Below are 19,976 nucleotides of genomic sequence, written 5' to 3'. Positions count from 1 at the left end.
CTTCTCTATTTTTCCAGTATAAAGGATGCCTCCATGACGTCCTTGCTGTTTCCTCCAATATAGGCGATGAATGTACCTCTGTCGCTCGTAAACGTAAGATCGGAATGATGATATCTGAGCTGCTCCTCTGTCAGGCTGAAGCCCACTTCCTTCGATTCCCCCGGTTCCAGGCTTATTTTTTCAAAAGCCTTCAACTCCTTCAGCGGCCGTACCACTTCACCACTGACGTCCCGCACGTACAGCTGAACGACTTCTTCCCCGGCTGCCGTGCCGCTGTTCGTCACAGTGACCGTCAGATTCAACTGGCGATCGCACGTCATTTTTTCACTCGATAGCTCCATACCGCTGTAAGTGAACTCCGTATAGCTCAAGCCGTATCCAAATGGGAACAGCGGGCTGTTCGGGATATCCAGGTACTGTGAAACATAGCGTTCCTGAGCGTCCGGCGCTCCCTTCGGCCGTCCGGTATTGTAGTGATTATAATAAACCGGGATCTGGCCCGCACTGTAAGGGAAGGACATCGCCAGACGTCCGGACGGATTCACGTCACCGTATATTAGGTCCGCAACGGCTGCGCCGCCTTCCGTTCCCGGATACCAAGCTTCAAGGACTGCATCGGTTTCATCCCACACACCATGAAGATCGAGCGGACGGCCGTTGAACAGCACTGAGACAATCGGCTTGCCCAGCTCCTTCATGCGCTGGATCAACTCGAGCTGTGCTTCGGGGAGACGGATATCTGCGCGGCAGCCCGCTTCCCCGCTCATTTCCGAGTCCTCGCCGAGTGCGAGGACGATGACGTCTGCGTCTTTTGCCGCATGCAGCGCGTCCTGAATTTGTTCCTCTGAAATCCTTTCAATGTCACTGCCGCCTGCGACAGTCAGCTGTGCTTCATTGATTTTTTGTGAAAAGCCTTCTCTAACCGTCACGGCATCTTTCTTCGATCCCAGCCATGACCACGGTCCAAGAATGTCCCCGCTTTCCGCAAAAGGACCAATCAAAGCGATGTTCTGCTCTTTTCGAAGAGGTAAAACGCCTTCATTTTTCAGCAGCACTGCCGATTTCGATGCAAGCTCCCTGGCAGCTTCGCGGTGCGCGGTACTCAGCACCACTTCTTTTTCGAGCTCCTCATCCGCTCCCCTGTAGGGATTTTCGAATAAACCAAGCTTTTCCTTCAGCGTCAGGATCCGGAGGACGGCTTCATCGATCAATGCCTCCTCCACCTGACCTTCTTCTACTAATATCTTTAAGTATTTCACATACGCGGCGGTCATCATTTCAATATCCACCCCTGCCGTGAGTGCTTTCAACGCAGCTTCCTTTTCATCTTCTGCGACACCGTGAGGAATCATTTCCTTCACCGCTCCCCAGTCGGAGATCAGGACGCCGTCAAATCCCATTTCTTCACGGAGGATCGACCGCATCAGCTTCTTATTTCCGGTCGCCGGGATGCCGAACACGGTATTGAATGCCGTCATCACCATCTCACAGCCTTCGTCGAGCGCCGCTTTATACGCAGGCAGATAACTCTCCCGAAGCTCCCGCTCTGACATATCCACCGTATTATAATCACGTCCGCCTTCTGCTGCCCCGTACGCAGCGAAATGCTTCACACAGGCGGCTACGCGGTCCGTTTCATTTGTCAGGTCATCGCCTTGAAAGCCGCGGACGAATGCCCTGGCAAACTCACTGTTCAAATACGGATCTTCCCCTGTCGATTCCATCACCCGGCCCCAGCGAGGGTCCCGGACGAGATCGACCATCGGAGCGAATGTGACATGTACACCGGATGCCGATGCTTCACGCGCGGCAATTTCGGCACTTTTCTCCGCCAGTTCAAGATCCCATGAGCAGCCGATCGCAATCGGTACAGGAAAGATCGTTTTATATCCGTGCACGATATCGGACATCACCAATAGAGGGATGCCGAGCCGGTTCTCTTTCAGATGCTTCCGCTGGATGCTTTTCACTTCTTCCGCACCGGACGCGCCGAGCACCGATCCCGCATTCCCGATCGTCTCGTCACTGATTCCCATTTCGGCCATCGGACCGGTGATCTGCCCCCCGTCACTTGCCCCCTTGAAAAATGGAGTCGCGAGCTGTGTCAGCTGGGCGATCTTTTCATCCAATGTCATTTCATTTACTAATGAAGTATGCTTCTGTTCATTCATACCGGAACCTCCGAGTTTTAGGATTTTGTCGTACGATCCTTTATTTGGTGAAACGTTTCAATAATCAGTTGAGTCGAATTATAAGCGTATTCTTCTTGATAGTCAACAAGGATCCGGTGCTGTAATAATTACCAAAATCATCTATTATCAAGGCTTCCAACCTATTAACCAGTGAATTTTAATGAAATTGATTTTATCAGTCCAACATTTTTAAAAAAGTGGTTGAAAGCGGATTCATGTTTGATTATAATATAGTCATCGAAACGTTTCAATAACGTTTGGCTGATTTCCCTGTTTGCTTGATAACAGCAGGCAGTCTTGTTTCAGGATTTAAAAAACAATCATAATAGAATGGAGATGGGAGAATGAGAAAGAAATCATGGACACTGTTACTGGTCGCGATGATCGCATTATCGACCGTACTTGCTGCATGCGGAGGCGGGGGCGATTCAAAAGACGGCAAGAAAGAAATCACCGTCTGGGCCATGGGTGAAGAAGGAAAGAAATTGAAGGAAATGGCTTCTAAATTTGAAGAAGAAAACAAAGACATCACTGTAAAAGTGCAGGCAATTCCTTGGGGCAACGCCCACGATAAACTATTGACTGCCGTTGCTTCAGGAAACGGACCGGATGTCCTTCAATTAGGGACAACCTGGGTTCCTGAATTTGCAGATGCCGGCGCTTTGCTGGACTTGGAACCTTATCTCGAAGATTACCCGGAATTCAAACCTGAGAATTTCTTCGAAGGTTCCGTCACTTCCATGAAATATGACGATAAAATTGTCGGTGTTCCTTGGTACATCGATACACGCGTACTCTACTACCGCACAGATCTATTGAAAGAAGCTGGTTACGACAAAGCCCCTGCCACATGGGACGAGCTGAAGGATGCAGCTGAAAAGCTGAACGCACGCGGAGACGACATGTACGGTCTTGATATCGACCGTAATGACCAGATCACACCTTTCATCTTTGCATGGCAAAATGGATATGAATTCGAAGGCAAGGACAAAATGAACTTCGACAGCCCTGAATTCAAAGGCGCAATCGAATACTATGCAAGCTACTTCAAGGAAGGCTTAAGCCCGACTGCAGAAGGAATCGATATCGTACAGGCATTCAAGAGCGGTTCCAAGCCGATGTTTTTCAGCGGCCCTTGGATGATCAACATCATCAACGACCAGGCTCCTGACCTTAAAGACAAATGGGCAGTAGCTGAAATGCCGAAGAAAGAAACAAACACATCAAGCATGGGCGGATCGAACCTCTCGATCTTCCACAACTCTGAAAATGTTGATGAATCCCTTAAATTCATCTCTTATATGAACGAAGTGGACACACAAATGGAATGGCTGGAAATGTCAAACACACTTCCTTCACGTACAGAAGCTTGGGAAGAGCCTAAGCTGAAAGAAGATCCATTACTTTCTGTGTTCGGTAAGCAGCTGGAAAACACTAAAGCATCACCGCAAATCAAAGAATTTGAAAAAATCGCACAGGAATTCCTTTCTTCCATCGAAAGAATCACTGTCGGCGGTGCAGATATCGATAAAGAACTTGAACAGTTCAATAAAAAAGCAAACGACATTGTTGAATAAAACGAAAAGCGGAGGCGGCCCGTTCAGCCCCGACAAGCGTTGGAAGTCCGGCCGGTGAAGTCGTTCTTTGACTTCAGTGGCCGGACTGAAACGTCTCGAGGGGCTGGCCGCCGGAGCTGGATAAGATTAAATACTAAAAAGCATTCGCTCTTAATAAGGAAGATAGTTGGAGTTACAGGCATATCCCCACTGGGATTGCCTGAACTCCATTTTTAAAATAAACCTTCTGCGGTGTTTTGGTTAGGTGGGATATCATGAGAAATGGATTAAAAAATATCAGAACAAATAAGCATCCATACGTGTTTATTGCTCCTGCAGTCATCATATTGGCTGTTTTCAGCATCGTTCCGATCATAGTGGCCTTCTTGATCAGCTTTACCGACCTGGATCTTGCCGGGCTTGCCAACTGGTCGAATGTACACTTCGTCGGCCTGGAAAACTACTCTGCATTGATTTCAGACGAGCTCTTTCATAAATCGATCTACAACACATTTTTCTATGTCATCATCGGGGTCCCTCTTGTCATTGTTTTCTCTTTAGGGATCGCCCTTCTCCTTAATTACGGGACAAGCAAGCTGTTCACGGTTTTCCGCGGGGTCTATTATATGCCTTCGATCACGAACATCATTGCCGTGGCGGTTATCTGGGGCTTCCTTTACAACACCGAGTACGGACTATTCAACTACTTATTATCTCTTTTGGATGTCGAGAAAATCCCTTGGTTAGGAGAGCCAACGATCGCCAAGCTATCGTTGATTGTTTTAGCTGTATGGAAAGGGATCGGGATCAATATGATCATCTTCCTCGCGGCACTCCAGGGGATACCGAAATCTTACTATGAAGCGGCCGAAATGGACGGGGCCAACCGCTGGCAGGTGCTTTGGAACGTGACCATTCCATTACTGAGGTACGCTACTTTCTTCGTCACCGTCACGACACTTATCGGATGGCTTCAGTTCTTCGAAGAACCGTTCGTCATGACAAACGGCGGACCGCTTGACGGGACGATTTCAATGGCACTGTTCATTTACCAGCGCGGCTTCCAGTTCAGTGAATTCGGATACGCGGCAGCAGGCTCATTCATTCTGTTCGTGTTCATCATCATCATTACCTTGATTCAATTTAAGATTAGAAAATCTGATACAGAATACTAAGCTTGTAAATACACAGTATCGGGGTTGAAACTATGAAAACATTTAAAATGGAACGGCTTTTTGTCATCATCCTCCTGATCCTCGGCGGAATCATCGTATCCGTCCCGTTCATCTGGATGATCTCAAGCTCATTCAAGCCGGAAAGCGAAGTGCTTCAAATACCGCCTACGCTCATTCCTGAAAATCCAACGCTCGAAAACTACGCCAATCTGTTCGAAAGCATGAACTTCGGCGTCTACTTGAGAAATACATTGATCATCGTGCTCTTCTCCTTTGTCGGCCTGTTCTTCAACGCCATGGCCGGCTACGGGTTTGCAAAATACCAATTCAAAGGCAGGGAAAAAATCTTCTACATCGTGCTGGCAACGATGATGATTCCTGCACAGGTAACGATGATTCCCGTTTACCTGATCCTGAATGAAATGGGTCTGACCAATACGATGACAGGGATCGTGCTGCCGGGACTTGCAGCCGCCTTCAGCATCTTCCTGTTCAGGCAGTTCATGACGACGATACCGACCGACCTGATCGAAGCCGCCCGCCTTGACGGCGCAGGAGAATTCTACATCTTCTTCCGGTTGATCGTGCCGATTGCCAAACCGATCTTCGCGGTACAGGGGATCCTGACATTCATCGGGGCATGGAACAGCTTCCTCTGGCCGCTGATCATCGCCAATGATGAAAGCCTTTATACCCTGTCAGTCGGACTATCGCTATTACAGGGCCAGTACGCCAACAACTTTGGCCTGCAGATGGCCGGCGCGGCATTCATGGTCGTACCGATCATCATCATCTTCTCGTTCTTCCAGAAATATATCGTGGAAGGATTTACGATGTCGGGGATTAAGTAGTTGATTTGTTGGGGGTTTGTGAGGTTGTTTTAGGTGTGTATCTGGTACAGTCGGGGTTGGTTGGACCAGGTACACCAGTTCGGATTTGTACCTGGTACAATCCTTTTTCGGATGGTGGCGGGCTTCGTTTCGGTGAAATGAGCCTGGCACCTTTTGGTGTATTTTGAGCCAGGCTCGAATGAGGGGGTCTGTGCCAGACTCAATTCGGGTTGATTGAGCCTGGCTCGAATGAGGGAATTTGAGCCTGGCTCGATTCCGGCTGTTTGAGCCTGGCTGGAACTCGCCGGGGCCAGGCACAAATCAAACGTATTGTTCCTGGCACAAATGAGCCTTTTTGTTCCTGGCACAATCCACCCCTTCTGTGCTAGGCACCAACAACAATGGACCGCACACCCCAGACACCCTCACTCCCCTCCCCCAGCATCCCGGCAACCAACACATTCAAGGAGGCAGCCATGGAGAAAAAATGGTGGCACCGCTCGACGGTGTATCAAATATACCCGCGCAGTTTTAATGACCACAACGGCGACGGGATCGGGGATATTCCCGGTATAATAGAGAAACTCGATTATCTTGCTTTTCTCGGGATAGATATCATCTGGCTCAGCCCGGTGTATCAATCGCCGAATGACGATAACGGATATGATATCAGCGATTATTATCAGATCATGAGTGATTTCGGTACGATGGATGACATGGAGGAACTTATTAAAGAGGCACACAAGCGGGATATCCATATCATGATGGATCTTGTCATCAACCATACATCTGATGAACACCCATGGTTCATCGAATCGCGGAAATCAAAGGATAATCCGTATCGTGATTATTATGTATGGAGGGCTGGCAGCGACGGACCGCCGAGTGACATCACCTCTGTTTTCAGCGGTCCTGCATGGGAATATGACGAAGAGACCGGGGAGTACTACTTCCATCTTTTCAGCAGAAAACAGCCTGACTTGAACCTTCATAACAAGGAAGTCAGGGAACATCTCTATAACATGATGAATTTCTGGCTCGATAAAGGAGTGAGCGGCTTCCGGATGGATGTCATCGACTTGATTGGGAAGGAGATCGATGACAACGTTCTGACAGACGGACCGAAGCTGCATGATTACCTGCAGGAAATGAATCGGGAAGTCCTCTCGAACTATCCGACCGTCACTGTCGGTGAAACTCCTTCTGCCACGCCTGAGACGGCAAAGCTTTACACGGGAGAAGGACGGAATGAGCTTGATATGGTGTTCACTTTTCAGCATATGTCGCTTGATGAAGTGAATGGAAAAGGAAAATGGGCGCTAAAGCCGCTCGATTTGCGGGACTTGAAACAAACACTGAGTAAATGGCAGACTGAACTTCACGGGCAGGGATGGAACAGCCTGTACTGGAATAATCATGATCAGCCGAGGATCGTTTCCAGATGGGGCAACGACAGAGAGTACCGGGTGGAATCGGCAAAGATGCTCGCCACCATCCTTCATATGATGCAGGGCACACCGTATATCTATCAAGGTGAGGAAATCGGGATGACAAATATCGTATTCGATGATATCCGGGACTATCGGGACATTGAAACGATCAACTTTTATAATGAAAAGATATCAGAAGGCATCCCGCATAAAGAGGTCATGAAATCCATCCATGTAAAAGGAAGGGATAATGCCCGCACCCCGTTCCAGTGGGACCGCAGTCATCACGGCGGCTTCACGACCGGGACACCTTGGCTTGAAGTGAATGCAAACCATAAGGAAATCAACGCGGAAGATGCACTGAGAGATGAGGACTCCATCTTCCATTACTATAGAAAGCTGATCCGATTAAGGAAAGAGCACGACATCATCGTATACGGCGGGTACGAGCCGATCCTGGTTGAACACCCTGAAATTTTCGCCTATAAGAGAAAGCTCGGAAATGAGACACTGGTTGTCGTCGCGAACTTTTATGGAAACGAACCGGAGCTGTCACTGCCGGAACAATTAGACGGCACCAGCTGCGAAATCGTGATAAACAACTGTGAAGGGGCAGCCGGACGGCCTTCCGGATTGAAAACTTTACGTCCATATGAAGCAATCGTCTATCTCATAAAACACTAAACCGCTTACAATCCATACCAATAATTGTATAATAAGACATATACCAGACAATGAACTGACAAGCCCTATGTTAAAAGGAAGTGAACAACATGGCCACCATAAAAGATGTAGCCAAACTTTCCGGGGTCGCGGTCTCCACCGCTTCCTACGCGCTCAACAACAGCACGAAGGTCAGCGAAGAAACCCGGCAGAAAGTATTGGCCGCAGCAAAAGAATTGAATTACCAAAAAAACGGACTCGCTTCCGATTTGAAAAGGACAAGCACAAACACGATCGCCCTGATCCTCAGCGACCTGTCAGGGCCCTACTACTCCGAACTGATCAAAGGCGTCCAGGATGTTGCGTCGACAAACGGATACGATTTGATCGCCTGCAGTTCGATCGGCGGGGCACAGTCCACCGCTGTGAAATTCCTGCGTGAAAAGCGTGTAGATGGCGTGATCATCCTTGCCCATAATATCGATGACAACACCATTCTTGAGTCAGCCCGGGAAGGCTTCCCGATTGTCGTCCTCGACCGGAGCGTGCAAAATGATCATGTCGTCCAGATCGAGGTTGACAATGAACACGGGGCATTCATGGCGACTGAACACCTGATAGAAAAAGGCAGCCGGGACATTGCCTTTGTAAGCGGACCTTATAACTCGCATGACAACGAACTCCGTTTCAAAGGTTATCAGGCCGCACTTGAAAAGCATGGAATCGATTATCGTTCCAAATGGAAAGTGTCCGGAGGCTTTACGAGGGAAGGCGGCTATCAGGCGACGAAAATGCTCATCGCCCAAAAGGATGTCCCCCAGGCCATCTTCTTCGCCAATGATGAAATGGCCATCGGCGGACTTCAGGCATTGAATGAAAAGAAAATCTCTGTCCCTGATGACATATCAATCATCGGATTCGACGATATCCAGCTTTCAGAATATGTCTCCCCTCCGCTGACAACGATGCGCCAGCCTAAATACGAAGCCGGCGCCCTGGCAGTACACTTGATCTTCCAGGTACTTTCGAAGGAAAAAGTCGACCACAATTACAAACTGACGACGGAACTGATCGAACGGAAATCTGTCAAAGGATGATGGTCCGCGACATGGCAAAGGCCCGTCCCGCACTGCTTTAAAACGATGCGGGACGGGCCTTCATTTTATTATAGGATCTCTTTAAAATCCCTTGCCTGCAGATCGAGCTGACGGGCTGCATGGCCGATCTCTTTGAATGCGGCGACCGCCTGTTCGTTGAGGTCCTGATTGTTTGAGATTCCTGCCTGTGAGCGGATCGTCCCTTCACTCACCTTGTTGATTTCAGAGGTGATCCCTTCGATGCGGGCGTTGACTTCGCCGATCGAATCCTGGACGCGGGTAGCAAGCTTCCTTACTTCACCCGCCACAACATTGAAGCCTCTGCCATGTTCACCTGCGCGGGCCGCTTCGATGGCTGCATTCAATGCCAAAAGATTCGTCTGGGCTGCGATTTCCCTTATCGTTTTCACAATGCTTTCAATCGATTTTGCCTGTGATTTAAGAGATTCCATGATTTCGAGATTTTCCTTCGACTCTTCGACGAGTCTTCCAATCGCTTTTGCCGCTTCTTCACTTCGACGGATGCCGTCCTCCGCTTTACCACTGAGTTCTTCAGACATCTTCTGCAATTGAGATGCCACCTTCACAGCTGTGTTTTCCCGTTCTGTGATATCCGTTGCCACTTTTACCACACCAACGACCCTCCCGCGCTCATCTTTGACTGGCGTATAGGTGGCTTCAAGCCAGATAAGGTCACCGCGCTTTGTCACACGCTGGATCTTCTCCTGAAAACTTCTACCGTTCCGCAGGTTCCTCCATAACTCCTGATACGCGCGGCTTTCGGCAAATTCAGGTGTACAGAATGCCCTGTGCCTCATGCCGGGCATCTCTGCTGCTCTATATCCGACCGTGCCCGCAAAATTCTCATTCGCCCACAGCACATTTCCTTCCGGGTCGAATTGAATCATCGCAAGCGACCCTTTAATCGCGTCCATTACCTGTACTGCCCCAAATCCCTGATTTCTTTCTTCGATTTCTGTAAGTGTACTGTTCATCCTCATCCTCTTTTCTGGAATCAAGCATCATATGTATTTTCAACCGTGAGTTAAGATACATTCTACTAATCGTAAGACTATCGTACTAAGTAAATTTAAATTTAACAATTTACAACTCTCGAAATCGAAACATTTCTATTAAAAAAAAGCGTGCGGCCCAGGCCACACGCTCTTTACTCTTATTCACCCTGCAAAGCTGCTTCATCCATTTCCACGGCATTCTCTTTTACTTCTGCCGGAATCGTGATGTCCTCGATCTCATTGAACTTGGAATAGCTTCCCGTCATCTTCTGGACAGATTGCACCTTCTCCCCTTCAATCTCCATATCGAAATCCATGTTCACTGTGAAATTCAAAGGGTGATAGGTTTTTTTGTCAATTTCATAGGTATAGTCCAATTTGTTTACTTTCAAGCCTTTCAGCATCTCCTTCGGCATCAAACCTTCAGGCATCGTGGCCTCGACCTGTTCCTCTACAAGATTCTGATACTCTTCCCCGGAAGCAGAGAATGAGATGACATAGCGATCGTCTTTCTCATCCACTTTAACATCTTTGATGTATTCCTTCATTTGCTTGAGCTGCTCAGTCGCATCCGCTTGATCCTTGCTCATCTGGACAATTGAGTTTGACATTTCCTTAGGCGCGGCCTGCCACTGGTTACTCATCGAATCCTTCGTATACATTCCTTCTTCGGTAAAATAGGTTTCCGCTTCAATCGGCATCCCCATCATCGTCATTTCTGTCGTCTGATACAACCCGAGCGGCTCTGTGACATAATCCATTTCGATTGTCGACTCCTGCGTCACTTTTTCAGCATCTTCCTCAGCCGGGATGATATCCTGCTCCATCTCCATTTTCACATGAAAACTTTCAAGATCCTCCGAAGCAGCAATCGATGAATTGATGATGTCTTCTACATCTTTCCCGCTCGTTGTCGTTCCGCACGCCGTCAAGCCAGCCGCCAAAAATATCGCTGAACCCAGTACCAGTAATTTCTTCATGATATCCTCCTCTTGTATAATTCAGTCTACGTGTATATACGTATATGCACGAAGAAAGTTTCAAAAAAAAGGAAAAAGGAGTCGAATTTCCTTTTTCCCAAGTCCGGCTGTAACAATTATTTTGATTGCCTGCTGTTAACCAGTCCTTTATAAATCCCTTCAAGTTTGGTCATGCCCCACTGCAGTGCGAGCCCCTGAAGTGAAATCCCGATGATTGCCGTAACGGTCAATAACCACATGGACATCCCGCTCTGAAGATTGACGATCGTGCTTCCCATATAAATCAAATGTCCGAATACCACAACGATCCCATCATAAAAACTGCCGACTGTTTCTTCTATGAAAAAAATGATAAATGATTCCGCAAGCAGGAAGCCGAGTAAAATGGAGATGAGGAGCGTCCACGATTGATACGTAAGTTTTTCAACATAAGGAGAAATATAATATTTTGTTATTGTCTTCAACCTGAACAAGTAGATGACCCTCACAATCCGCGCCATCTGAAAAAACTGATCGAATGGAAGAATCGCTATGACCAGGAAGGGATTTTCCTTCAGGAACTCCCACTTTTTCTCTGCCTTTAGCAGCCTTACCACAAAATCCGCGAAAAAGATCCCCCACACAAGCCAGTTCAGAAACGAATTATGATTATCTTCCTGCCACAAGTTGATGATCGTCACCATCACAAGAAGGAGCATGAACATCTCATATATGATTTTCACGATCTTTTGCATGAATGCCCCTCCTTCCCTTCGACTTTTATGTATTTATATTGTACCAAAGATGGGAGGGTTATCTGAGTTGATATTGGATAATCGTGGAAGAATTCTGTTCTCCCTCAAAAAAAGCCTCCACCCTGGGGTTGGAGGCGAATCTTCATTCTTTTTTAGTATCCAATAACTCTTCTATCTCTTCTCGATTTTGCTCAAATCCAATCAAACTCTTCACCAGCTTTTTCTTACCAAGCAGGCCTTTCTTGTAAAAGGCAAATGCCGGGACAATCCGTGAGCCGAATGTTTCTTTCATCTCTGCTTCGAGTGATTCATCCGCCCCAACATCTTTGTGATTGTATTCGATATGCTGCTCCGCCAGGTACTCTTTGGCAGCCTGACAGTCGGAGCAGGTCGGACGTGTGTAGAGTTCAATCATTAATTCCTGACTCATATTAAAGGTTCACTCCTCAAACGCGTGATGGTTTGAATCCTTTCAGTCGCAGGGCATTGAGCAACACGGATACAGAACTGAAGCTCATAGCAGCCCCTGCGATCATCGGATTCAATAAGGGGCCTCCGAACAGGTAAAGCACACCCATCGCAACCGGAATCCCGAGAATGTTATAGGCAAATGCCCAGAAAAGATTCTGTTTGATGTTCCGGATCGTTGCTTTGCTCAGTTCGACGGATGTCGGTACGTCCATCAGGTCGCTTCTCATCAGGACGATATCTGCTGATTCCATAGCCACATCCGTGCCGGAACCGATGGCAATCCCGATATCTGCCTGCGCAAGGGCGGGTGCATCGTTAATGCCGTCACCGACCATGGCGACTTTCCGTCCTTCTTCCTGCAGTTTTTTGACTTCAATGGCTTTGTCTTCTGGAAGGACTTCGCTCAGCACACGGTCGATTCCGACCTGTTCCGCGATGGCCTGAGCCGTCCGCTTGTTGTCACCCGTGATCATGGCGACTTCGATGCCCATTTTATGAAGTTTTTCAATGGCCTTGAAGCTCGATTCCTTCACCGTGTCAGCGACAGCGATGATACCGGCGATTTCTTCTTCCACTGCAATATACATCGGGGTTTTCCCTTCGGCTGCAAGGCGGTCGGACGTTTCTTCGAGGTCACCTAGATCCACATCATTTTCAACCATGAGCTTCCGGTTTCCGAGCAGCAGGTCTTTACCGTCTACTGTCACCTCAAGCCCCTGGCCAGTGACCGCATCAAAGAAATCCGTTTTAAGTAGCGGCAATCCTTTTTCCTCCGCTGCCCTGACGATCGCTTCACCCAGCGGATGTTCGGATCCTTTTTCAGCCGAAGCGGCAAGGGTCAGGAGTTCTTCCTCCCCGATGTCCCCGGCCGTCACGATATCCGTCACCACAGGCTTCCCTTCAGTGATCGTACCTGTTTTATCAAACACGATCGTATTGATTTTGTGGGTGGATTCAAGTGCCCCCCCGCTCTTTATAAGCACGCCATTTTCAGCACCTTTCCCGGTTCCGACCATGATGGCGGTCGGAGTCGCGAGACCAAGGGCGCACGGGCAGGCAATGACGAGAATGGAGATGGCTATCGTAAAGGCGAAGAGACCTGTTTCGCCCCCGATGAACCAGGCAAGGCCCGTCACGATCGCAAGGCCGATGACGATCGGCACGAAATAGCCGGAAATGATATCGGCCATCTTTGCAATCGGTGCTTTTGATCCCTGTGCGTCTTCAACCAGTTTGATGATTTGAGAAAGTGCTGTGTCTTTCCCGACCTTGGTCGCTTCGTAACGGATCGAACCGTTTTTATTGATGCTTGCGCCGATCACTGCTGATCCTGCTTCTTTTTCCACAGGGATGCTTTCCCCTGTCAGCATCGACTCATCCACCGACGTCTTCCCTTCCACTACCACACCGTCCACAGGAAGCTTTTCCCCTGGCTTGACGATGATGATGTCGCCGACTTCCACCTCTTCAATTGAAATTTCGGTTTCCATGCCGTCCCTGATGACCGTCGCTGTTTTAGGGGCCAGCCCCATCAGCTTCTTGATCGCTTCAGACGTTTTTCCTTTTGACAGTGCTTCGAAATACTTCCCTAACGTTATCAACGTCAGGATGACCGCAGCCGATTCATAATAAAGATCCTGCGCGTAGCTCTCATTTCCCGATAAGATGAAAATGGACGCAATGAAGCTGTATACAAAAGCAGCACCGGTTCCGAGGGCAACCAGGGAATCCATATTCGGATGGCGCTTGATCAGTGTTTTGAATCCAACTGTGAAGAATGGTTTCCCCATCACCATCACCGGAATCGTCAGGACGAGCTGAATGAGCGCAAATCCTGTCGGGTTGGTCATCGGATCGATGGCATCCGGCAGCGGCATCCCGAGCATATGGCCCATTGAGACGAGCAGGAGCGGGATCGTGAAGACGGCCGAGATCCAGAAACGTTTCCACATATGATTGATATGCCGTTCTTTCTTATCTCTGTCTTCATCGGCTTTATCCTCTGTCTCCACATCTTCCTGCGCTTCATATCCCACTTCGGATACCGCTTTTTTGATGTCGGCAGCGGTTACGACTGACGGATCATATTCAACGACCAATTTTTCGGTCGTCAGATTAACGCTTGAATGTTTCACGCCCTCCAGCTTATTTGCCGCCTTTTCTACTGACTGCACACAGGACGCGCAGGTCATGCCCGATACGGAAAATGTTTTCTTTTCCATTTCCGAGATGGCTTTGTAACCTGCATCGTCAACGGCTTGCATTATCTGATCAAGGGTAATTTCATTTTCATCATATGTGATCCTCAGTTTTTCAGTGGCCAGGTTCACATTCGCTTCCTGGACACCGTTCAATTTCCCCGTTGCTTTTTCCACCGTCTGTGAACACGACGCACATGTCATCCCTTCGATGCTTAATGTTTTTTCCGTCATCGTGCAAGACCACCTTTGTTATTTTTTCGGTTCTGTTTCATAGCCTGCTTCCGTCACGGCTTTGCTCAGGCTTTCAGGGGATTGTTTCGTTTCGTCGTATTTCACTTTTGCAGATGCATTTTCAAGGTCGACTTTGGCTTTTTCAACTCCGTCGAGTCCGTTTAGTGTGGTTTCTACTTTCTTCACGCAGTTTCCGCATGTCATACCTGATACGTTTAGTAATGTTTTTTCCATGTTTGAACACTCCTTATAGTTTTCATTGATTTTATTACATTGATTAACGCTTTTGATTTCCGTGGAAGACTTCGCTTTCCGCGGGCGGCCCGTGAGCAGCGGCCCGTGAGCCTCCTCGTCAAAGAGGGAACTGTCCAGCTACAGTGCTTAGAGGCACATGTCATAAGCCAAACCCGCTTCCGCTTTTCTGATAGGAGTCTTCGTCTTGCACTCCAATCAAACGCTTGTACTGGACAGATCAAACCATATCACTGACGACTGGCAGTAGATTCACTGCCTTAATGCCGGCAGTTCATGCCGTGGTCTTTTTTGCAGGTGCACTGGCCGGGGACGCAGTTGCAGACGACTTGGTCGACAGCGTCTTTTTTCTTATTTTGCAGGACTTCCTCTATCATGGCGATGTCGTCATGGCTGAGTGTTGCGTCTCCGATCAGATCGGCTATCGTCTTTCCGACTGCACGGCTGCAGATGTGATGGAACAGCCCTGCTTTCAGGGTATTGAGACTGTCTTCTTCGCTGACCGCGGCTGTGTAGATGAACCGGTTGCCTGACTTTTCGGTTTGCAGCATCCCTTTTTTGACGAGACGCCCGATGAAGGTCTTGGTCGTCGCAGGTTTCCAGTCCATCTTTTCTTGCAGGACATGGCTGATTTCCTTGCTGGTCACTTCTTCAAGGGCCCACACGACCCTCATGACTTCCCATTCAGAATCCGTGATTTCCGGTTTTTCTTCATTGGGCAAATGACAACACCTCCTATATCGTTTACATTTGTAATCAACTTATATTTAGAGTTTACAAATGTAATCGTTTTTAGTCAACCATTTTGTTTTCTTTTTATCAAAATGGGCTGAACAGGATGTTTTATTATTCTGTACCACTGGACGGCTATTATAAACTGCACGGAAAATGCATAACTCCATAGAAAAAGCTGGACAGGAGTGTTCGCCTGCCCAGCTTTTGGTTCACTTTCTTTTTTTAAGCCTGCCGTCGTTCATTTCATATATATTGTCACATAGATGAAGGATGGTTTCATCGTGGGTGACCATGACGGCGGCTTTTTGTTTTTCTTTCACAATCTTTGAAATGAGCTTGATGATGTCGATGCTCCGGCCTGAATCAAGACTGGCGGTCGGCTCATCGGCCAGGATGATGTCGGCGTCATTCATGAAGGCGCGGGCAATTGCTACCCTCTGCTTCTCTCCGCCGGACAGCTGATAAGAGTGATTATCGGCCCGGTTCTCAAGACCCACTGACTTTAAAAGTTCTTCCGCCCTCCTCTTTGTGTCTCCATTCCACTTACCCGCAAGCTCTGCAGGCAGTTTGAGCTGCTCTATCACTTTAAGATACGGAACAAGATTGGAGGATTGAAAAATATAGCCGATTGAATGAAGTCTCACTTCAGACTTTTGTTTATCGGAAAGTGAAGCGATGTCATGGCCGTTTACAAGCAGCTCCCCTTCATCGGGGGATAACAGTGCGCCTGCAATCGACAGGAACGTGCTTTTCCCTGATCCCGACGGTCCGAGTACCGCGGTCAGCTTGCCTCTCTCAGCTTTAAAAGAAAGAGAATGAAGGACATCGATCATCTTTTCGCCGTCCTTGAAGGTCTTTCTGATTTCTTTCAGTTCAAGTGGCCAGGTATTCATTATTGAGCCCTCCCCATGGCAGTCAGCGGGTCCGCTTTTACAATATTGGCTGCAGATACAAGTGCACCTGCAAGCGAAACGATCAGCAGCACCCCTGAAAATTTCAATATAAGGTTAATATCGAAGACAAAAGGGATGTCCTCTGGAAGCAGATTTGGAAGTAAGGCGGTGAACCCGACTGACGTTCCGATGCTGACGAGCGAAAGGATCAGTACCTGAAAGAGAGTGGAACCGATCAAGAATCCGTTCTTTGCCCCGATGGCCTTCAACACACCAAACTCATTCATTTTTTGGATTGTCATGATAAAGAAGAACGCCGCCAGGACAAATACAGCGATCACGATCAGAAACGCAAGCATCATATAAAGCGAGCTTTGCTCTGCCTGGTAGCCGGGAATGCCCCCGATTACCTCATCCTTGGATACCCAGTTACCGCCTTCGACCTCCGATTTCACGATTTCCCTCAGCTTTTGATTATCTTCTTCCATGACAAGTGCATTCACTTTATTCTTTTGATTCTCCGGGACCAAGTCATTCCACAGATCGATGTTCATGAACACAGCGGGTGTATGGCTGAACGTTTGCTGCTCCGTGAATCCGGCAACGGTAAATACTTTGTCAAACTGTTCGTCATAGAGCATGTCCCCGATTTCTATCCCCTCTTTTTGAAGGGTGATATCGGCCGTGACGCTGGCATCTCCAGATTTAAAGCTTTCTCCATCCGTCACGTTTGGCATCAGAAAGCCGTTGGGTTGGACGGCCATGAATGTGATATCGATTGTCTGATCCGTGCCTTCTTTTTCTAATGAACGCATTTGGAGGTTCAATGGCTCAATTCCGGGAGAAAAAGTATCAGACGAAACGTCAATCCGTGACCGGTCGATCCGGCCTTCCGCCCCTTTATCCAGATAGAACGCACGAGCATCCATGTTCTGTATGGATGAAGCATTGTCTGATGAGAGACCGCCTGCAAGGCCGCTTATGATAAAAACGAGGGAGGCAACGAAGAACAGGATGAACCCGATCAGTAAATACCTCATCTTGTAAAAGCGAATTTCTTTTAATGACAGTGAAAACATGTCTCTGTTCACCTTCCTTTTAGATTAGTACAAAACCAGAATACTCCCTGAATATGAACGGAAGATGAACACAAAAAAATATCAGCCATTTATCGAATGGCTGACATTTTTTTGTTTCAAAGGAAGGTTTACCGTAAAAGTGGATCCTTTCCCTTTTTTACTGTCAAGATGGATGGTTCCTCCGTGAAGATGGATGATCGTCGAAACAATCGACAAACCAAGCCCGGTCCCTTCAACCGTTTTCGTCCTGGATGTATCCGCCCGGTAAAAACGGTCAAAGACTCGCTCTTTTTCCCCTTCAGAAAGTCCGATGCCTGTATCCTTGAAGAGGATGGACACGATTCCTCCTCTCGATTCAACGCTGACATCGATTGTGCCATTGGGGAGGTTGTATTTAATCGCATTGGACAACAGATTGTCCCAGACGGTACCGAGAAGCACTGGATCTCCGTTAATCTCTTGATCGGGAAGCGAGTAGCCGAGCATGATCCCTTTTTCACTGATGACCCATTGATATTGGCTGATGCGTTCCTTAAGCTGTTCCGACACATTGAAAGTTTCTTTTTTTAAAACGTCGTCGTTCCGGTCGAGTGATGCCAGGAGCAGCAATTGTCTGGTCAAGTTGGAGAGTCTGTCGATTTCTCCATTCATGATGGAAATATACTGATTCTTTTCTTCTGCAGACAGGTGTTCACTTCCCAGCAGATTCGTGTATCCCTTAATATTCGATAATGGCGATTGGATATCGTGGGAGACATTCGAGATGAACTCCTTCCTCACTTCATCAAGCTGACCGAGCTGTTTGGACATCCGGTGAAAGCTTGAGGCAAGCTGGCCGATTTCATCCCTCCTGCCCCGGTCCACCTCCACTTGATAATTTCCGCGGGCAAGCGAATGGGTCGCTTCCGTCAGTTTCGAGATGGGCTTGATTAAAAAGCGCGTCCCGATGATGACGAACAGGATGCTCAAACATAAGGTCAAAATGAGCAGCCATCCGAACAGCAGATGCATCTCATTGAAGAGCAGCTTGATATCTGGACGAAGGAACAGTGCATACCGTTTGCCATCATGATCCAGCGGCACGCCGATCGTATTGGATAGTTCATTGGCAAAAAACCCCGTCACAAACGTTTTATCCGGAAATTCCCGCATGCCATGATAGGTATCCCCACCAAGCACCTTGCGAACGGCGGATGGATCCAGATTCTTGTCCCGGTAAGGTGCACCGAAGAACTTCCCCTCATCTGTCTTTCCATCCACGAGATAAAATTGATAGCCGGCGGATGCTGCATGTTTCAGGTATTCATCGATGCCAACCTCCGGGTGTTCCTCTATAAATCCGGCCATTTCCTTGCCGATCCCCGCATTCTTCAAATCATTCTGGGGTTTCAAATACTGCTGATAGTAAACATTCGATAAGATGAACGCGATGATGCCGCTCAGGATCATGATGCCGATTGTATAAACGGTAAACTTTATATACAAAGACTTCATCGCTTCATCTCCAGGGCGTATCCCACTCCGCGCACCGTCTTGATGACGAAGTCACCTGAGATACCCGAAAGGCGTTCCCTCAGTCGTTTCACATGTACGTCCACCGTCCGTTCGTCTCCTTCATAATCAATTCCCCAGACTCTTTCAATCAGCATGTCCCTCGACATCACATGGTCCGGATTTGACATGAATAAATAAAGGAGTTCGAACTCTTTCAACGGTAAAAGCAGTGTCCGGTCCCCTGCACTGACTTCGTACTTATTGCGATCAGCTGTCACGGTTCCGATCCTGACCACATTTTCATCCTCTTTTTTTCCATACCGGCGGGCCAATGCTTTCAAACGAAACAGCAATTCTTTCGGTTCGAACGGTTTTACGAGATAGTCATCCGTTCCGGAATTATATCCGCGTTCCTTATCCTCGATCCCGCCCTTTGCGGTTAAAAGAAGGACAGGGATATCGTATCGATCCCTGATTTCCTTTGTGAGATCATAACCGTCCATGTAAGGCATCATCACATCCACAACCGCAATGTCACAGGCTTGATTTTTCAGTACATCCAGTGCCTCCATGCCATTTTTAGCAGCATGGACGATATAGGACTCCTGTGAAAGGTGGAGTTGAAGCAGATGCAGAATATGCGGGTCATCATCGACGATCAAGATGTTCATTATTTAATCCTCCTTGCGTTAATGGATTATGTATCAGTTCATTCCTGTTAAAGGGTTCGTTTATCTTTATTATACCCTTGGCTTTCTTTCTGTCACTTGTTAACAGAAAAAGCCTGTGAGGTTTTATAAAGAATGGAAAAAGTAAATAAATATGAAAAAGTTCATTTACTCAACTTATAAAAAATGAAGAATCTAAGCCCAATCGAGTAGGAGGGGGTGACTAACCCCCGACCTCTCACACCACCGTACGTACGGTTCCGTATACGGCGGTTTCAT

17 protein-coding genes are annotated in these 19,976 nt (G+C 47.9%); 5 read left to right on the top strand and 12 right to left on the bottom strand.

From position 1 onward, the window contains the following. Positions 1 to 5: 5 nt before the first annotated feature. Positions 6 to 2,171: a beta-glucosidase BglX gene (bglX, locus tag ACKA06_RS17370; RefSeq protein WP_411160274.1), complete on the bottom strand. Its 2,166-nt coding sequence runs from the start codon at positions 2,169 to 2,171 to the stop codon at positions 6 to 8. A 365-nt stretch (positions 2,172 to 2,536) separates the two neighbouring features. Between bglX and ACKA06_RS17365 the strand changes: the two genes are divergently transcribed. The 5 genes from ACKA06_RS17365 (at position 2,537) to ACKA06_RS17345 (ending at position 8,943) form a co-directional block, all read left to right on the top strand. Then, positions 2,537 to 3,769 (top strand): sugar ABC transporter substrate-binding protein, encoded by a 1,233-nt coding sequence (locus ACKA06_RS17365; protein ID WP_198258619.1) that lies wholly within the window; start codon positions 2,537 to 2,539, stop codon positions 3,767 to 3,769. A gap of 254 nt (positions 3,770 to 4,023) precedes the next feature. After that, positions 4,024 to 4,923, top strand: coding sequence for a carbohydrate ABC transporter permease (locus tag ACKA06_RS17360; RefSeq protein ID WP_411160273.1), 900 nt, complete (start codon positions 4,024 to 4,026; stop codon positions 4,921 to 4,923). A 32-nt stretch (positions 4,924 to 4,955) separates the two neighbouring features. Next, entirely contained in the window at positions 4,956 to 5,774 is an 819-nt protein-coding gene (locus ACKA06_RS17355) for a carbohydrate ABC transporter permease (RefSeq protein ID WP_032086182.1), read from the top strand. A 455-nt stretch (positions 5,775 to 6,229) separates the two neighbouring features. Beyond that, positions 6,230 to 7,867, top strand: a complete 1,638-nt coding sequence (locus tag ACKA06_RS17350; protein ID WP_411160272.1) for a glycoside hydrolase family 13 protein — start codon at positions 6,230 to 6,232, stop codon at positions 7,865 to 7,867. An 89-nt stretch (positions 7,868 to 7,956) separates the two neighbouring features. Continuing rightward, entirely contained in the window at positions 7,957 to 8,943 is a 987-nt protein-coding gene (locus ACKA06_RS17345; RefSeq protein WP_032086180.1) for a LacI family DNA-binding transcriptional regulator, read from the top strand. A gap of 68 nt (positions 8,944 to 9,011) precedes the next feature. On the opposite strand, the gene ACKA06_RS17340 is transcribed toward ACKA06_RS17345, so the two are convergent. The 11 genes from ACKA06_RS17340 to ACKA06_RS17290 all read right to left on the bottom strand — a co-directional run bounded on the left by ACKA06_RS17340 (position 9,012) and on the right by ACKA06_RS17290 (position 19,703). Further along, complete coding sequence (locus ACKA06_RS17340; protein WP_064566277.1) at positions 9,012 to 9,938, bottom strand: methyl-accepting chemotaxis protein; 927 nt, start codon at positions 9,936 to 9,938, stop codon at positions 9,012 to 9,014. 179 nt (positions 9,939 to 10,117) lie between these two features. After that, entirely contained in the window at positions 10,118 to 10,939 is an 822-nt protein-coding gene (locus ACKA06_RS17335) for a DUF6612 family protein (protein ID WP_411160271.1), read from the bottom strand. Between the two features lie 116 nt (positions 10,940 to 11,055). Continuing rightward, on the bottom strand, positions 11,056 to 11,673 hold the full coding sequence (locus ACKA06_RS17330) for a transporter (protein ID WP_411160270.1): 618 nt from the start codon (positions 11,671 to 11,673) through the stop codon (positions 11,056 to 11,058). A gap of 142 nt (positions 11,674 to 11,815) precedes the next feature. Beyond that, positions 11,816 to 12,103, bottom strand: a complete 288-nt coding sequence (locus tag ACKA06_RS17325; RefSeq protein ID WP_214873570.1) for a glutaredoxin family protein — start codon at positions 12,101 to 12,103, stop codon at positions 11,816 to 11,818. A 16-nt stretch (positions 12,104 to 12,119) separates the two neighbouring features. Further along, positions 12,120 to 14,576, bottom strand: a complete 2,457-nt coding sequence (locus ACKA06_RS17320; protein ID WP_411160269.1) for a heavy metal translocating P-type ATPase — start codon at positions 14,574 to 14,576, stop codon at positions 12,120 to 12,122. A gap of 18 nt (positions 14,577 to 14,594) precedes the next feature. Beyond that, positions 14,595 to 14,810, bottom strand: a complete 216-nt coding sequence (locus ACKA06_RS17315) for a heavy-metal-associated domain-containing protein (protein WP_058297110.1) — start codon at positions 14,808 to 14,810, stop codon at positions 14,595 to 14,597. Positions 14,811 to 15,088: 278 nt separating this feature from the next. Further along, positions 15,089 to 15,550 carry a CopY/TcrY family copper transport repressor gene (locus ACKA06_RS17310; RefSeq protein WP_032086173.1) on the bottom strand — a complete coding sequence of 154 codons (462 nt, stop codon included), beginning with the start codon at positions 15,548 to 15,550 and terminating at the stop codon, positions 15,089 to 15,091. A 222-nt stretch (positions 15,551 to 15,772) separates the two neighbouring features. After that, complete coding sequence (locus tag ACKA06_RS17305) at positions 15,773 to 16,456, bottom strand: ABC transporter ATP-binding protein (RefSeq protein ID WP_411160268.1); 684 nt, start codon at positions 16,454 to 16,456, stop codon at positions 15,773 to 15,775. Next, a complete protein-coding gene (locus ACKA06_RS17300; RefSeq protein ID WP_411160267.1) occupies positions 16,456 to 17,535 on the bottom strand; it encodes an ABC transporter permease in 1,080 nt (359 codons plus the stop codon). The genes ACKA06_RS17305 and ACKA06_RS17300 overlap by 1 nt, the downstream gene beginning before the upstream one ends. An 81-nt stretch (positions 17,536 to 17,616) precedes the next feature. After that, the gene (locus ACKA06_RS17295) at positions 17,617 to 19,029 is read right to left on the bottom strand and encodes a sensor histidine kinase (protein ID WP_411160266.1); all 1,413 of its coding nucleotides are present in this window, start codon (positions 19,027 to 19,029) and stop codon (positions 17,617 to 17,619) included. Further along, positions 19,026 to 19,703 (bottom strand): response regulator transcription factor, encoded by a 678-nt coding sequence (locus tag ACKA06_RS17290; protein WP_098151166.1) that lies wholly within the window; start codon positions 19,701 to 19,703, stop codon positions 19,026 to 19,028. Before ACKA06_RS17290 ends, ACKA06_RS17295 begins: the two co-directional genes overlap by 4 nt. Positions 19,704 to 19,976 lie beyond the last annotated feature (273 nt).

It is taken from the genome of Rossellomorea oryzaecorticis (genome assembly GCF_045897515.1).
GTDB classification, from domain to species: Bacteria; Bacillota; Bacilli; order Bacillales; family Bacillaceae_B; genus Rossellomorea; species Rossellomorea enclensis.
The sequence above is the reverse complement of the archived record's forward strand: the minus strand, read 5'-3'. Positions and strand labels throughout refer to the sequence as shown.

What these genes read in the sequence shown, in the direction of transcription:
- bglX (WP_411160274.1), bottom strand. Translation starts at nt 2,171, where the DNA reads ATGAATGAACAGAAGCATACTTCATTAGTAAATGAAATGACATTGGAT.
- ACKA06_RS17365 (WP_198258619.1), top strand. Translation starts at nt 2,537, where the DNA reads ATGAGAAAGAAATCATGGACACTGTTACTGGTCGCGATGATCGCATTA.
- ACKA06_RS17360 (WP_411160273.1), top strand. Translation starts at nt 4,024, where the DNA reads ATGAGAAATGGATTAAAAAATATCAGAACAAATAAGCATCCATACGTG.
- ACKA06_RS17355 (WP_032086182.1), top strand. Translation starts at nt 4,956, where the DNA reads ATGAAAACATTTAAAATGGAACGGCTTTTTGTCATCATCCTCCTGATC.
- ACKA06_RS17350 (WP_411160272.1), top strand. Translation starts at nt 6,230, where the DNA reads ATGGAGAAAAAATGGTGGCACCGCTCGACGGTGTATCAAATATACCCG.
- ACKA06_RS17345 (WP_032086180.1), top strand. Translation starts at nt 7,957, where the DNA reads ATGGCCACCATAAAAGATGTAGCCAAACTTTCCGGGGTCGCGGTCTCC.
- ACKA06_RS17340 (WP_064566277.1), bottom strand. Translation starts at nt 9,938, where the DNA reads ATGAACAGTACACTTACAGAAATCGAAGAAAGAAATCAGGGATTTGGG.
- ACKA06_RS17335 (WP_411160271.1), bottom strand. Translation starts at nt 10,939, where the DNA reads ATGAAGAAATTACTGGTACTGGGTTCAGCGATATTTTTGGCGGCTGGC.
- ACKA06_RS17330 (WP_411160270.1), bottom strand. Translation starts at nt 11,673, where the DNA reads ATGCAAAAGATCGTGAAAATCATATATGAGATGTTCATGCTCCTTCTT.
- ACKA06_RS17325 (WP_214873570.1), bottom strand. Translation starts at nt 12,103, where the DNA reads ATGAGTCAGGAATTAATGATTGAACTCTACACACGTCCGACCTGCTCC.
- ACKA06_RS17320 (WP_411160269.1), bottom strand. Translation starts at nt 14,576, where the DNA reads ATGACGGAAAAAACATTAAGCATCGAAGGGATGACATGTGCGTCGTGT.
- ACKA06_RS17315 (WP_058297110.1), bottom strand. Translation starts at nt 14,810, where the DNA reads ATGGAAAAAACATTACTAAACGTATCAGGTATGACATGCGGAAACTGC.
- ACKA06_RS17305 (WP_411160268.1), bottom strand. Translation starts at nt 16,456, where the DNA reads ATGAATACCTGGCCACTTGAACTGAAAGAAATCAGAAAGACCTTCAAG.
- ACKA06_RS17300 (WP_411160267.1), bottom strand. Translation starts at nt 17,535, where the DNA reads ATGTTTTCACTGTCATTAAAAGAAATTCGCTTTTACAAGATGAGGTAT.
- ACKA06_RS17295 (WP_411160266.1), bottom strand. Translation starts at nt 19,029, where the DNA reads ATGAAGTCTTTGTATATAAAGTTTACCGTTTATACAATCGGCATCATG.